Here is a 14,995-nt window from a genome sequence, read left to right on the forward strand (position 1 = left end):
ATGGCTATTATTGGATTGGGGACAGATATCGTTGAGATCGCCCGTATTGAACAGCAGCTTGAGAAGGGGGACAGGTTAGCCCGTAGAGTACTGACCGAAGAGGAGCTGCTGACCTTTAATGAGAGTCGTCAGCCTGCCCGTTTCCTTGCCAAGCGTTTTGCCGCCAAGGAGGCCGCTGCCAAGGCGCTGGGCACGGGCATTGGCCGGGGTATCTCATTTCAGCATATTCATATCAGTAATAATGAGCTGGGTGCTCCCAAGCTGGCTTTCACTGATGGTGCGGCCGAGCGTCTTGAGTTGATGGGAGGCTATCTGGGTCACATCAGCATTGCCGATGAGCAGCACTATGCCATGGCCACTGTAATATTGGAGTCCTGATCTGTTTAAATGGTTCACCGCTTCAAGGAAGCCAATAAAAAAGCCAGCGATAACTCGCTGGCTTTTGCTTTCAGGGAGATGTTATATCATTTAGAACTGCAGACGAGCACCCAGGAACATATAGCGTCCACGTCCACCACCGTAGGCGCTGTCGAAGTTACCGCGACCACCAATAATGAATGGTCCTTTCTCATCGAACAGGTTATTCACACCGCCGTACAGGCGCAGGTCTGTGCTGTCATCGATTTCCCAGTCATAGGAAACTGACAGGTTGTGGGTGGTGACTGAAGGCAGCTCGTTGCCCCACAGTGGCTCAGGATTTTCGACACAGGTGTCTGCACCAGCGGCACAATTTTTGTCATTTGCTTCCATGTATTCGACCCAGTCGTCGTGAGCATCTTGACTACGGCGGACTGAACTTTTAAAGCGAGTGCTCCAACGAACACGCCAATCATCCTTGTACCAGGTCAAAGAAGCGGACGCTTTATCCTCAAAGATATCTGACGATAAAAGACCTACGTACTCTTTAGTGAATTGGCCTTCTGGTCCTGTCTTGGTGACCTCATAATCCAGCACATGGGTCCAGTCCAGCTTAAGCTTAATATCTCCCCAGTCATTCAGGTCATATTTGTAAGCCATTGCCACATCGTAACCTGAGGTTCGAATTTCATCGGCATTGATTACTTTCTGCTGAATTTCAATAATCTGGCCACTGCCATCGCGGGTTATCGCCTGACAAAACTCGTTGTCTTCACCATAAGGTAAGGAGGAGTCATAGCAAAATTCGATGATCTCTTCATTACCGTAAGAGGTCATGGCATCTTCGATGCTGATATCATAGTAATCCACTGCGATCTGCAGTCCATCCAGAAACTCAGGGGCGATAGAAATACCCAAGGTGAATGTCTCTGCCGACTCTTCAATCAACTCTTCATTGCCAACGTTGGGTGAGTAGCCTGTGTTGTCATCTTCAAACTCCCCCTCTTCTGCAATAGTTTTGGCAATTCCAGCTTCTGCACGACAGTTAGAAGCATAGGACTCGGTCGAGTCAGCGGTAACTCCGTCACAGATATCGTCAAAGCTGTCGAAATCGCCCCTTGGTGGAGAAATCAATTCGGTGATGGAAGGTGCGCGCTGTGCTGTCGCCCAGTTGGCGCGAACCATATAACCATCCGTAGGTTCATACACCAAGCCTGCCTTGTAGCTGCTCAATACTCCTGTATTCGACCAGCTGTAGTCTGCCAATCGCAGAGACAGATCCAGAGACAGGCTCTTGGCTGCAGTCACATCACGAAGCAGTGGAACTGAAGCCTCACCAAAGACTTCATAAACATCAACACTACCCTCAAAGTCGGGGACATGGTTAAAGCTGATGCCACCATTAGGGGCATTAGTTCCTACCTTTTGAGTATCTCTGCGGTACTCGAAACCAAATGCCGAAGCCACCTGACCGGCTGGCAGCTCAAACAGGTCACCAGTAACATAACCCAATACATTGGTCATGGTGATTTCTGTATCTATGGTAGGAGTCGCGCGAATATAGTCGGCAGCCTCTGCACTTATCGAGCCTGCACCGAACAGATTGACCGGCACACAGCCGTCGGCTCTTGCATCTGCGTCCTTACACTGAATGGTGCCGTTATCAAGCTGTTCTGCGTTAAGAGCGTTTTGAAGCCTGACCAGATCAATCTCATTGCTTCGAACCTGCTCTTGCTTAAAGTTGCCATAACCAACGGACAGATCCCACTCCCAATCTTCAAATACGTAGCCACGTATTCCAGCCCAGGTTCTGTATGTAGTACGGGTATTTTCATTGATGATGTTACCCACTTCGGCAAAGTTTCTATCCCACTTCACCCCTTTGGAGCTTGCTTGATCCCTTATAGCTTCAGGCATAAAGGGGTTATCTTTGGGAATTCTACCTACGCGAAACTCTTCGAATTCACCAAGTTCGGGATTCCACAACGGTCCCCTCTCGTTCTCGTCTGCACTCTCTGGAGACTTGGGATTTCTGGACTTGTTACGGCTGTATTGCAGCTGGAAATAAGCTTCGGTACCTGTATCGAATTCATATTCAGTTTTCACTGCTGCAGAGATCGCCTCATCAGGCACTCTCAGCCAGGTAAACTGGTTGAAGTTAATGCCATGCTTTTCTTCGTGCCAGTCGTCTCTTAGTGTCTGGCCGTCATACCAAAAGCCTGAGTCAGGTTTGGCACTGTGCTTTTCATCGAACACGCCGCCATAAATAGAGTCACTTTTAGCAGTCCAGTCTGCAGGCGTGATATCGCGCATGCACTGATAAGCCGTTTTTAGATCCGGGTCGTATTGAGCCGTGTACATGGTGTTACACATGCGATTTTTATCGTATCTCCAGGAGTCTTCCTGTTGCGCGCGTTCTCGATCCCAAAAATCAACGCCCTTATCTTTGTCGTAAGAGGTTGCGAAGAAGAAGTAACCGGCCCCATCCGCATAGGTGGTACCATAGTCGGCATCGATACCCAGCTCTTCACCACCGCCATCTTCTGTGCGACCACCACGAACATTAAAGCTGAATCCTTCCTGATCCTGTTGGGTGATAATGTTTACTACACCAGCTACCGCATCTGAACCATAGGTTGCTGATGCACCACCGGTAATGATTTCTACCTTGTCGACAAAGCTCGAAGGGATAGTGCTCAGGCTGACATAGTTGCCTGAGTAGCTGTTGGATACTACCCGGCGACCGTCAATCAAGGTCAGGGTACGACTGGTACCCAGTTCACGGAGGTCAATGGTAGAAAGACCAGTGTTTTGTACACTGGACTGAGAGTTGGCGTTACTGGTGCCTTCTGAAATCTGCGGGATCTCATCAACAAGAATAGCGGCCAGTGAGCCGGTGCCAGCGTCTTCAATAGCATCTTTACCGAGTGTTGCCAGTGGCGTCGCTACCGAGAAGCTGTCGCGTTTAATGCGGGAGCCGGTAACCGTAATCTTTTCGACTTTCTCTTCAGCCGCTGCCTGAGAAGAATTTTGTTGTGCATTGCTGACACCCTGAACTTCAATTGCATCGTCAGCGGCAAAAGCGATGGCCGGGGTGAGTCCCAGTATTACGGCCTGGACCGCACTGGTGATTTTTTTCTTATTCATCATTTTTCCCTATTCCGTCTGTTGCGGTTTGTTATGGTTGGCGGGGCAACTCGAAGTGTGGGTCGCTGCCTGACGTTCCGGCGCTTTTACTTGGCCAAAACAATCCCGCAACATCGGTTTTACGGACTTGGGCGATGAGCAACAATCAAGGTGGCGTCTTTTCTTTCACGTTTATATATCTATAAAACATCTATTTGTTTTAAAACAATTGCTTACGTTTGATTTTGGTCGGATTGAGAGCTGGTTGTTTTACTGCGGAAGGTGGCTGAAATGCATTCTGAACAGGGCAGGGGTTGAATGCTAAGTATAAGATTAAACGGCCGTTTACTATCTTGTTACAAGCTGATAAAAATAAAAGGTGTTAAAAATACAGTCCGGGTCACAGGGCGGTGACGGGAGAAATAAAATGAAAAATATAGTAGAGCAATTATCGGCGTACAAAAGCGTTCATCTGAATCCCAGTAATATCAAAACCCACTTTGTGGGTATCCCTATGATTATCTGGTCTCTTTTCCTGCTATTGGGAATGGTGAGGTTTGATACTCCCGGAGGTCAGGTCAGTGTGGCTATGATATTTACCCTGGTGGTACTGATTTACTATATGTGGCTGCATGTAAAGCTCGCTATGGGCATGGTGGTATTTATTTTACCTGTGCTCTACACCACTGAAGCGATTGTTGGCGTTCCATATGCATTGTGGATAGCGCTGGCAGTGTTTGTGGTTGGCTGGATATTTCAGTTGATTGGACATCAGTATGAAAAAGCCAAGCCTGCTTTTGTTGACGATATGAATCAGCTGTTGATTGGGCCGATTTTCCTGATGGCCGAGGTTTACTTTTATCTTGGCTGGGAGAAGGGGTTGGAGCAGGAAATTACCCCTATCGCCAAACAGAAGAGGATGGAACTGGAAGCTGCAAAAGCCAGTTAATTCTATTTCAGCGGGATAATCGATGTAAAAAAGGCCATCAAGAGATGGCCTTTTTTGAGTGCTGACATTCTGGGCTCGGTTGATTGTTCAGGCCGATTGCTCAGGCTGTTTGAAGAAGGCTGGCATAACCCTGACCGTCTTAATCATATTGTCTGCCACATCCACTACCTCGACGGGATATCCCGCCAGCCTTAAACTGGTCTTGGCGCAGGGGATCTCCTCCAGATACTCAATGATCAGCCCATTGAGAGTCTTGGGGCCATCGATGGGGAATTGCCAGTTCATCTCTTTATTCATATCCCGGATATTGATACTGGCCTCTACCAGATAGCTGCCGTCCTGCTGGGGAATAATCTCCTCGCTGGGGGCGGGCATCATAGAGGTGGTAAAGTCTCCTACTATCTCTTCCAAGATGTCTTCCAGCGTCACCAGACCCTGCAAATCTCCATACTCGTCTACCACCAAACCGATTCGCTCACGGTTTCGTTTGAAGTTCGCCAGCTGCACATTCAGGGCAGTACCTTCGGGCACGAAGTAAAGCTCCTTTACTGCCCTCAGCAGAGAGGATTTGCTGAACTGATTTTTTGACTGCAGGCGCAACGCATCCCGCAGATGAATAAAGCCGACGACATCGTCGATGGTATCCCGATAAACCAGTACACGTGTGTGAGGGCTCTGAATGACCTGACGGTTAATCACCTTAAAATCATCATTAACATTGATGGCGTAGATCTCTGCCCGGGGCACCATAATGTCTTCGACTGTCACCTTCTCCAAATCCAGAACCGACAGCAGCATCTCCTGGTGATTGGCCGGGATCAGGGCACCGGCTTCATGTACTACTGTGCGCAATTCTTCCTGGCTCAGGGCATCACTTGAACTGACATTGCGAACGCCCAGTAACTTGAGGAAGCCGGAGGTAATCCAATTGGTCACAGTGACCAGAGGTCCAAGAACTTTAAGCAATAGCTTAAGCAGGACGCTTGAAGGGAAGGCAATACGTTCCGGATGTAATGCGGCAACAGTTTTAGGGGTAACCTCTGCGCAAACCAATACTACCAAGGTCAGTACACCTGTAGCGATGGCCACTCCGATATCGCCGAAGAACCGTAAACCAAGAATGGTGGCGATAGAGGAGGCAAGAATATTAACCAGATTGTTGCCGATAAGAATAAGGCCGATAAGGCGGTCTGGTCTTTCCAGTAGCTGGCGGGCACGCATGGCGCCCCGGTTACCTTCATTGGCAAGGTGACGCAGACGGTAGCGGTTGAGACTCATCATGGCGGTCTCAGAACCGGAGAAGTAAGCAGAAATAATAAGTAGAATAACTAAGCTGATTAGTAGGATACCTGTGGGTATATCTTCCACCAGGGGAGCTCCATGCTGTTTCTTGAACCTAACTAAATACTGGCTGTGACTGCGGGTGTCAAGTCGACGAAGGGTGACAATAAAAAAGCCGGCGCAAATGGCCGGCTATTAAATCGATTAATTGAGCAATCAATTAATAATCAGTTCTTTGACGATCCGGGCGCCGAAATAGGCCAGAGACAGCAAGGTTGCGCCGGTCAGCGTATAGATAACGGCACTGCGGATTTTGCAGCCTACCCGATAATGTTGCAGCAACATCACTACATAAACGCCCCAGGCCGCGATCGACAATATCGCTTTATGGCCTTTACCTTCAGCGAACATGTCATCCAGGAAGATAAAACCGGTAGCCAGCGACAGACTAAGCAGGGCCACACCAATAATCACCAGATGATATAGCTGCTTCTCTACTGTCAGCAGAGGTGGAATGGCCGGGCTGAGTATCAGTTTCTTTTGCTTCAGCTTATTTTGGATCAGAGCCAGCTGGATGGCGTAAAGGGCAGCAATCATCAAGGCACTGTAGGCCATCAGAGACAGCACAACATGGACCAATACTTCGGGATGCAGCTCAAAATGCAGCATAAATGAAGGCGGTACCAGCCAAAGCAGGGCGACGGACAGCACCGAACAGGCATAAACCACAGGTACTACTACCATCACCTTGAGGCGGAACATCAGCACGGTAAAGCTCAGGGCGATAATCCAGTTCACCAAAGAGATAACATTGGTCAGGCTCAAGTTTTGTCCATCCGGTGTGTTGATAGCCTGATATAAAGCGGCACCGTGAAACAGCACTGCAATCGCTGCAATCGCGGCGACCAGGGTGCGATTGGGCCCTTCAGCATGGAACAAGCGACTGGTCACCAGCACCAAAGCGATGCAGTAAAAAAACATGGCGGAAGCAGAATAGAGAACCATGGGGTTATAACCTATCGTCTGTGTTTTGGCCTTACAGCCCGAAATATAGCGTTTTAATGCAGCAAGAATAACATGAGCTGCAGACTTTTGGGCAGTGATACAAGTGGCAAATTTAAGCAGATTCTGACGCTTAGCCAACATTTTTTAAGATAGCAGGAGTTAGGCTGGCACAAAATTAGCCTGTAGTAGCTAATTGCTCAGGCATCGCTATAATACAGGCCAATATTGAAGATGCTTACAAGGTATTGCACAGGAAGATGTTTGAGAACCTGACTGACAGACTGTCGCGAACGCTGAAGAATATTAGTGGTCGTGGTCGCTTAACCGAAGACAACATTAAGGAAACCCTGCGCGAAGTCCGTATGGCACTGCTGGAGGCTGACGTAGCCCTGCCTGTGGTACGGGAATTCGTTAATGCCGTGAAGGAGCGTGCGGTTGGCCAGGAAGTCACCAAGAGCCTGAGTCCGGGCCAGGTCTTCATCAAGATTGTTCAGAGCGAGTTGGAAAAAGCCATGGGCGAGTCCAACGAAGCCCTGGATTTGGCTGCGCAACCTCCCGCCGTGATTATGATGGCGGGTCTGCAGGGTGCCGGTAAAACCACCTCTGTGGCCAAGCTTGCCAAGTTCCTGAGAGAACGCCAGAAGAAATCCGTGCTTGTGGTCAGTGCCGACGTGTATCGCCCGGCTGCGATCAAACAGTTGGAAACCCTGGCCGGTGAAGTCAATGTTGAGTTCTTCCCATCCGATGTAAGCCAAAAGCCTATCGATATCGCCAATGCAGCCATGGCTCATGCCAAGCTGAAGTTTATCGATGTGGTGATTCTGGATACTGCAGGTCGTCTGCATGTCGATGAAGGCATGATGGATGAAATTAAAGCCCTGCACGCCGCCGTTAATCCGGTAGAAACCCTGTTTGTGGTTGATGCCATGACAGGTCAGGACGCTGCCAATACGGCCAAGGCATTCAATGAAGCCCTGCCATTGACTGGTGTGGTACTGACCAAGGTGGATGGTGACGCCCGTGGTGGTGCCGCCCTGTCTATCCGTCATATCACAGGTAAGCCAATTAAATTCCTGGGTGTGGGCGAGAAGACTGATGCGCTGGAGCCTTTCCATCCGGATCGTGTTGCGTCCCGTATTCTGGGCATGGGTGACGTACTATCGCTGATTGAGCAGGTTGAACGTGGTGTCGATAAAGACAAGGCGATGAAGCTGGCTTCCAAGGTGAAGTCTGGCGGCGGCTTTGATCTGGAAGATTTCCGCGACCAACTGCAGCAGATGAAAAACATGGGGGGCATGATGGGCATGCTGGAGAAGCTGCCAGGTGTTGGTCAACTGCCTCCTGACGCTCTGGCTCAGGTACAGAACGGTAAGATGACCGGACAGATGGAAGCCATCATTAACTCCATGACCCCGGCAGAACGTCGCAACCCTGATATTATTAAGGGCTCGCGTAAGCGTCGTATCGCAGCGGGTTCCGGCACGCAAATTCAGGACGTAAACCGCCTGCTCAAGCAGTTCACCCAGATGCAGAAGATGATGAAAAAGATGTCTTCCAAGGGCGGTATGCAAAAGATGATGCGTGGCATGAAAGGCATGATGCCTCCGGGTATGAAGTTCCCCGGCCGCTGATAACTTATTTATCGCTCTGTCGCGGAACGGCAGAGCGGGCGTTTCTTTGGAACGTCAACCTGACATTCCCTGCTGAATATGTGGCCCTGACCCCGGCGTAAATTTCGAGCTGGGCGGTTGCATTAGCTGAAAAGTCAGGTAAAATCTTCCGGCTTTCTTTGCTGGGACTCTTCGCGAACACGGGGTTCCAGTTTTTATTTTTGCTTCAATGCAAATCATTAGAGGATTACTAACGCATGGTTACCATTCGTTTAGCTCGTGGTGGCGCTAAAAAGCGTCCTTTTTACAACATCGTAGTTGCTGACAGCCGCAACGCCCGTGACGGTCGTTTCATCGAGCGCATCGGTTTCTTCAACCCTCTGGCTCGTGGTCAGGAAGAGACTCTGCGTCTGGACCTGGACCGTGTTGATCACTGGGTTGGTACTGGTGCTGCAACTACTGATCGCGTAGCAAAGCTGATCAAAGACGCTCGTAAAGCTGCTGCTTAATAGCGTAAAGGTATAGTTGATGAGCAGTAACCAACAGCCGATAGTACTGGGCAAAATTGGCGCATGCTACGGTGTAAAAGGTTGGATGAAGATCACCGCTTATACCGAATCGATGGAAGGTATTTTTGACTATTCTCCCTGGTTGCTGTTTGAACAGGGAAAATGGCGTGAGGTTAAGGTTTCCCAGTGGCGCATTCATGGTGGCAAAGCTGTAGTGGCTGAGCTCGAAGGCATCACTACCCGGGAGCAGGCACAGGCACTGACAAATTGTGAGATTGCCATCCTGCCCGAGCAGATGGAAAACCTGCCGGAAGACGAGTTCTACTGGCGCGACCTTATCGGCTGTGAGGTGGTCAACACCAAAGGCTACAACATGGGCAAAGTTGACCAGATCCTGGAAACAGGTTCCAACGATGTTCTGGTTGTTAAAGCCAACGCCAAAGATGCCTTTGGCAAAGGGGAGCGAATGATTCCCTTTGTTACCGAGCAGTTCATCATCAAGGTGGACAGCGAGGCCAAACAGATTTTAGTGGATTGGGATCCGGACTTTTAAGTCGAGGTACAACACATGTGGTTAGGGGTCGTAACCCTTTTTCCTGAAATGTTTCGTGCCATCACCGACTACGGAGTGACGGGTCGGGCCGTTAAAAACGGTCTGCTGGAGTTGCACACGTGGAATCCCCGTGATTTCACACATGACAGACATAACACGGTTGATGACCGACCTTACGGCGGTGGACCTGGAATGTTGATGATGGTGCAGCCTTTGCGTGATGCCATTCATGCAGCGAAAGCTGCAGCAGGTGAAGGCGCAAAAGTGATTTATCTGTCTCCTCAGGGGCGCAAGCTGACACAGCGTGGCGCATCAGAGCTGGCAGTATCACAGAAGTTGATTTTGGTGTGTGGTCGTTACGAAGGTATCGATGAGCGCATCATTCAGACTGAAGTGGACGAGGAGTGGTCAATCGGCGATTACGTGCTTTCGGGCGGTGAATTACCGGCAATGACGCTTATCGATGCGGTATCCAGACTGGTTCCCGGCGTGCTGGGAAAACAGGCCAGTGCAGAGCAGGACTCCTTCTCTGACGGTTTACTGGATTGTCCCCACTATACGCGACCTGAGTCTTTGGAAGGGTTTGACGTACCGGCAGTACTGCTGAGCGGCAACCACGAAGAAATTAGACGCTGGCGTTTGAAGCAAAGTCTCGGTAGAACTTTCCTCAGACGACCGGAATTATTTGAAAATCTAGCTCTGACTGACGAACAAAAGAGACTGTTGGCTCAGTTCGTTGATGAAACGGACAATTGATCCAGTCGTAGCTCAGTTATTACTAGGATGGAGTGTTTATGAACAACATCATCAAGATGCTCAACGAAGAGCAAATGAAAAAAGACGTACCAGAGTTCGGCGCTGGTGATACCGTAGTTGTACAGGTACGTGTTAAAGAAGGTGAAAAAGAGCGTCTGCAGGCGTTCGAAGGTGTAGTAATTGCCAAGCGTAACCGTGGCCTGCACTCTGGTTTCACCGTACGTAAGATCTCTAACGGCGAAGGCGTTGAGCGTACTTTCCAAACTCACAGCCCAGCAATCGCCGGCATTGAAGTGAAGCGTCGTGGTCGCGTTCGTCGCGCCAAACTGTACTATCTGCGTGAGCGTTCAGGTAAGTCTGCACGTATCCGTGAGAAGCTGGCTAAGTAATTACTTAGTTCGCTGTACAAAAAAGACGTTAAGTGTTCGCACGAAGACCCGCCCTTGTGGCGGGTTTTTGTTTCTATCATTTTATTTTCAATCCAGCCCTGTGTTGTTCAGTATCTCCCTCCCAATACCTTCTATATAAAAAATTCTAACGATCAGTGAAATAACGCTTGAGAGTCCGTATCATCTCAGGCAAGGTGTAATGGTGTAGCGTTACGCTGGTGCGATTGTCCACTTTAGTGAGTGGAAATCGACAGGGTAATGAAGTAACAGCAACAGCAGGAAAAGCGTATGGAACAGCAGCAAATAGAAAACGTGCATATCACGGCAGAGAAAGTACTGATTACCCCGGCGGAGTTGAAACTGGCTTTGCCCCTGTCACAGCATGCACGTGATTATGTGCTGCGTTCCAGGCAGACGGTATCTGACATAGTCCACAAACGGGATAGCCGTATTCTGGTGGTCGCAGGGCCATGCTCTATCCACGATATAGATGCTGCCAAAGAGTATGCCCACAAACTGAAAAAGCTGCATGATGAGCTTAAAGGTGAATTCTTCATCCTGATGCGGGTGTACTTTGAAAAGCCCAGAACCACTGTGGGCTGGAAGGGCCTTATCAACGACCCGGATATGGATGGTTCCTTTGACGTGGAAAAAGGCCTGAAGATGGCCCGTGATCTGATGCTGTATCTGGCTGAGCTGGAGTTGCCTGTGGCCACTGAAGCATTGGATCCTATCAGTCCTCAATACTTGTCAGAGCTGGTGACCTGGTCAGCGATTGGTGCCCGTACGACTGAATCACAAACCCACAGAGAGATGGCATCTGGTCTGTCTATGCCGGTTGGTTTTAAAAATGGTACCGACGGCAAGCTGGATGTCGCCATTAATGCGCTGCAAGCAGCGGCGAGCTCTCATCGTTTTATGGGAATCAATCAGGCAGGGCAGGTGGCACTGTTGCAAACCAACGGTAACCCTGATGGTCATGTGATCCTGCGGGGGGGCAAAAAGCCAAATTTCGATGCTGACAGTATCAATGAGTGCGAGCAACAACTGCATGGCGCCGGTTTAAATGCCCGCCTGGTGGTGGACTGCAGCCATGGTAATTCAAGTAAAGATCACAGACGCCAGCCAGTGGTGTGTCAGGATATTTTTAATCAAATTGAGCAGGGCAACAGCTCTGTGATCGGCATTATGCTGGAGAGTCATCTGAAGGAGGGCAATCAGTCCTCATCCAAACCAATGCATGAACTTGAATACGGCGTCTCGGTAACCGATGCCTGTATTGATTGGGACAGTACCGAGTCACTGCTCAGGGAAGGGGCATCACAATTGTCGCTGGTGTTACCCGGCCGCTTTAGTATGCTTAAAGCCGCCAACGAATAAAGTCAGGATCAGGACAGAAGTAGTATGACTGAGAAAACCACCGCTGAGCTGGAGCAGCTCAGAGATAAAATTGATGAAGTTGATCAGCAGTTGCTGGACTTAATTCGTAAGCGACTGGACCTGGTTGCCAGGGTAGGAGTAGTAAAGCATGGCGCCGGTTTACCCATCTATGCCCCTCAGCGAGAGGCCAATATGCTGGCCAGGCGCCGCGCTGAAGCCAGTGACATGGGCATTCCACCGCAGCTAATCGAAGATATCCTCAGGCGCCTGATGCGCGAGTCCTATCTGAATGAGAAAGATATGGGCTTTAAGCAGGTAAAAACCGATCTTGGCAAGGTGGTGATCATCGGTGGTGAAGGCGCTCTGGGCAAGTTATTTGGTCAGATGCTGACCCTGTCCGGTTATCAGGTTCATTCTCTGGATAAGGATGACTGGCAGCAAGCTGATTCGATTTTGGACGGTGCCGGTCTGGTATTGGTGAGTGTGCCGATCCGTCTGACCTGCGAGCTTATCAGAGATAAGCTGGGTCATTTACCTGAGCACTGTATTCTGGCTGATCTGACTTCGGTGAAAGAAGCACCTCTGAAAGCCATGCTGGAAACCCATAAGGGACCTGTGGTCGGCTTGCACCCTATGTTCGGCCCGGATGTTGGTAGTCTGGCCAAACAGGTTGTAGTGGTTTGTGAGGGACGACAACCAGAGGCTTGCGAATGGCTGCTGGAGCAGATTGGCATTTGGGGAGCCCGGGTGGTTCAGGCCAGTGCAGACAAGCATGATGAAGCTATGCAGTTGGTGCAGGCTATGCGTCACTTCTCGACTTTTGTGTATGGCCTGAACCTGTGCAGGGAGCAGGCTGATATTGCATCTTTACTCCAGTTCAGCTCACCGATTTACCGTTTGGAATTGGCTATGGTTGGACGACTTTTCGCTCAAAGCCCGGAGTTGTATGCCGATATTATCTTTGCTCAGGATAAGAGTCAGCAGGCGATAGGTGACTATCTGGACAATTATGCCAATGCACTTGAACTGCTGAGAAAGGGCGATCGTGAAACCTTTATGCAGTGGTTTGCCGAAGTGTCTCAGTGGTTTGGTGACTTTGCGCCTCAGTTTCGCAATGAAAGTCGCGCCATGTTGCAATCGGTCAATGATATGAAGCCAGCGCACCAGTAAGGGCTGTTGACAAGCACAGTTCTCGAGCCCGTACCTTTCCCAAACTCTCCTCTTTAAGGGCAGCCCGGTGTGGCTGCTCTTTTATTAATTTTCCGCTAATTCGTCATTCTGTGACTCAGCTCTTAAAGCTGTATTTAAATTGTGCCTTTATCTTTCGCCAGGAGCCTCCTGTTATTATGCTTACTTAAAACATGTAATTAATATACATGATAAGAGGAGCTTTGTTATGTTTTGTATTCAGTGTGAACAGACCATCAGAACCCCGGCCGGAGCCGGTTGTACCTATGCCCAGGGAATGTGCGGTAAGTTAGCAGCTACTTCCGACTTGCAGGATGTGTTGATCTATATGCTGCAAGGGGTATCCCATTACGCGTTAAAGGCGCGGGAGTTCGGTATTGTTGATGCTGAGATAGACACCTTTGTCCCCAAGGCCTTCTTTGCCACTCTGACCAACGTCAACTTTGATGATGAACGTATTATGGCGTACACCAGTCAGGCCCAAACATACAGAGATAGGCTCAAGAGTGCCTTTCTGGCGGCTTCCGGCGAAAGAGGCCTCGAAGCTGAGCTGCCTTTGAGTGCTTCTATGGTGCTTGGTACCAACAAGGCTGAAATCCTGACTCAGGCACCTATGGCTGCCCCAAACCGTGGGGCACAAGAGGTTAACGAAGATATTATGGGGCTGCGTCTGTTGTGCCTGTATGGTCTCAAAGGTGCGGCGGCCTATATGGAGCATGCCCGGGTGCTGGATCAAACCGATGCTGATGTTGCTGCTGAATTTCATCGCCTGATGGCGTTTCTGGCGACTGACAGTGACGATGCCGGCGCTTTGTTTGATGTGGCTATGGCGATTGGTCAGTTGAACTATCGCATTATGACCATGTTGGATAAAGGTGAAACCGACGCCTTTGGTCACCCGGAGCCCACGCAGGTAAACACCAAGGCGGTGAAGGGTAAAGCGATTCTGGTGTCCGGTCATGATATGAAAGATCTGGAGCTTATCCTTAAGCAGACCGAAGACAAGGGCATTAATGTTTATACCCATGGTGAGATGCTACCGGCACTGGCTTACCCGGAATTGAAGAAATACCCGCACCTGGTGGGCAATTATGGCAGCGCCTGGCAAAACCAGCAGCGTGAGTTTGCCACTTTCCCCGGCGCTGTGGTGATGACGTCCAACTGTATCATCGACCCTAATGTAGGCCAGTATGCAGATCGCATCTTTACCCGCAGTATCGTTGGTTGGCCGGGTGTGACCCATATCGAAGGGGATGATTTCTCACTGGTTGTTGATAGAGCCCTGAGTCTGGATGGGTTCCCGTTTGATGAAATCCCCCACATGATCACCATAGGTTTTGCCCGTAACGCTCTGATGCAGGCTGCTCCTGCCGTGGTTGAGCAGGTGAAGGCGGGTAATATCAAACACTTCTTCCTGGTGGGTGGTTGCGATGGCGATAAAGCCGAGCGCAGTTACTTCACCGACTTTGCCCGTGCAGTGCCTGAAGACAGCCTGATCCTGACGTTGGGCTGCGGTAAGTACAAGTTCAACAAACTGGACTTTGGCGACATTCAGGGTATTCCACGCCTGCTGGATATAGGTCAGTGTAATGATGCCTACAGCGCGATTCAGTTGGCGCTGGCTTTGGCTGAAGTGTTTGAGTGTGACATCAATGAGTTGCCGTTGAGCCTGGTATTGTCCTGGTTTGAGCAAAAGGCGATTGTGATTTTGCTGACCCTGCTGTCTTTGGGCGTTAAGAACATTCGCACCGGCCCAACCGCACCGGCTTTCCTCACCGACAATCTGCTGAAGGTATTGGAACAGCAATTTGGGCTAAAGGGCACCACAGATGTGGAGTCAGATTTGGCTGCACTGCTGAAAACTGCTTAACCCCTGTTTTCCTCAAAGCGCT

13 protein-coding genes are annotated in these 14,995 nt (G+C 49.9%); 10 read left to right on the forward strand and 3 right to left on the reverse strand.

Annotated elements, in window-relative coordinates; genetic code table 11:
- Nucleotides 1-378, forward strand: a complete 378-nt coding sequence (gene acpS / locus ACFOE0_RS05755; protein WP_248935068.1) for a holo-ACP synthase — start codon at nt 1-3, stop codon at nt 376-378.
- 90 nt (nt 379-468) lie between these two features.
- Here acpS and ACFOE0_RS05760 read toward each other — a convergent pair whose 3' ends face one another.
- Nucleotides 469-3,504 (reverse strand): TonB-dependent receptor domain-containing protein, encoded by a 3,036-nt coding sequence (locus ACFOE0_RS05760; protein ID WP_248935067.1) that lies wholly within the window; start codon nt 3,502-3,504, stop codon nt 469-471.
- Nucleotides 3,505-3,910: 406 nt separating this feature from the next.
- Here ACFOE0_RS05760 and ACFOE0_RS05765 point away from each other — a divergent pair, with 406 nt between their 5' ends.
- The gene (locus tag ACFOE0_RS05765; RefSeq protein WP_248935066.1) at nt 3,911-4,432 is read left to right on the forward strand and encodes an Mpo1 family 2-hydroxy fatty acid dioxygenase; all 522 of its coding nucleotides are present in this window, start codon (nt 3,911-3,913) and stop codon (nt 4,430-4,432) included.
- Between the two features lie 87 nt (nt 4,433-4,519).
- Here ACFOE0_RS05765 and ACFOE0_RS05770 read toward each other — a convergent pair whose 3' ends face one another.
- Nucleotides 4,520-5,800 (reverse strand): HlyC/CorC family transporter, encoded by a 1,281-nt coding sequence (locus tag ACFOE0_RS05770; RefSeq protein WP_248935065.1) that lies wholly within the window; start codon nt 5,798-5,800, stop codon nt 4,520-4,522.
- A 129-nt stretch (nt 5,801-5,929) separates the two neighbouring features.
- Nucleotides 5,930-6,718, reverse strand: a complete 789-nt coding sequence (locus tag ACFOE0_RS05775) for a cytochrome C assembly family protein (protein WP_115135960.1) — start codon at nt 6,716-6,718, stop codon at nt 5,930-5,932.
- A gap of 257 nt (nt 6,719-6,975) precedes the next feature.
- Between ACFOE0_RS05775 and ffh the strand changes: the two genes are divergently transcribed.
- The 8 genes from ffh (at nt 6,976) to hcp (ending at nt 14,973) form a co-directional block, all read left to right on the forward strand.
- Nucleotides 6,976-8,349: a signal recognition particle protein gene (ffh, locus tag ACFOE0_RS05780; RefSeq protein ID WP_248935064.1), complete on the forward strand. Its 1,374-nt coding sequence runs from the start codon at nt 6,976-6,978 to the stop codon at nt 8,347-8,349.
- Between the two features lie 236 nt (nt 8,350-8,585).
- Nucleotides 8,586-8,837 (forward strand): 30S ribosomal protein S16, encoded by a 252-nt coding sequence (gene rpsP, locus ACFOE0_RS05785; protein WP_248935063.1) that lies wholly within the window; start codon nt 8,586-8,588, stop codon nt 8,835-8,837.
- 19 nt (nt 8,838-8,856) lie between these two features.
- Nucleotides 8,857-9,390, forward strand: a complete 534-nt coding sequence (gene rimM, locus ACFOE0_RS05790; RefSeq protein WP_248935062.1) for a ribosome maturation factor RimM — start codon at nt 8,857-8,859, stop codon at nt 9,388-9,390.
- 15 nt (nt 9,391-9,405) lie between these two features.
- Entirely contained in the window at nt 9,406-10,146 is a 741-nt protein-coding gene (gene trmD / locus ACFOE0_RS05795; protein WP_248935061.1) for a tRNA (guanosine(37)-N1)-methyltransferase TrmD, read from the forward strand.
- A 38-nt stretch (nt 10,147-10,184) separates the two neighbouring features.
- Nucleotides 10,185-10,535, forward strand: a complete 351-nt coding sequence (gene rplS, locus ACFOE0_RS05800; RefSeq protein ID WP_248935060.1) for a 50S ribosomal protein L19 — start codon at nt 10,185-10,187, stop codon at nt 10,533-10,535.
- A 288-nt stretch (nt 10,536-10,823) separates the two neighbouring features.
- On the forward strand, nt 10,824-11,915 hold the full coding sequence (locus tag ACFOE0_RS05805) for a 3-deoxy-7-phosphoheptulonate synthase (RefSeq protein WP_248935059.1): 1,092 nt from the start codon (nt 10,824-10,826) through the stop codon (nt 11,913-11,915).
- 24 nt (nt 11,916-11,939) lie between these two features.
- Nucleotides 11,940-13,085: a bifunctional chorismate mutase/prephenate dehydrogenase gene (gene tyrA, locus ACFOE0_RS05810; protein WP_248935058.1), complete on the forward strand. Its 1,146-nt coding sequence runs from the start codon at nt 11,940-11,942 to the stop codon at nt 13,083-13,085.
- Between the two features lie 226 nt (nt 13,086-13,311).
- Complete coding sequence (gene hcp / locus ACFOE0_RS05815) at nt 13,312-14,973, forward strand: hydroxylamine reductase (protein WP_248935057.1); 1,662 nt, start codon at nt 13,312-13,314, stop codon at nt 14,971-14,973.
- The last annotated feature ends 22 nt before the right edge of the window (nt 14,974-14,995 follow it).

Origin of the sequence: Shewanella submarina (assembly GCF_042646185.1) — a bacterium.
Classification (GTDB): Bacteria; Pseudomonadota; Gammaproteobacteria; order Enterobacterales; family Shewanellaceae; genus Shewanella; species Shewanella corallii.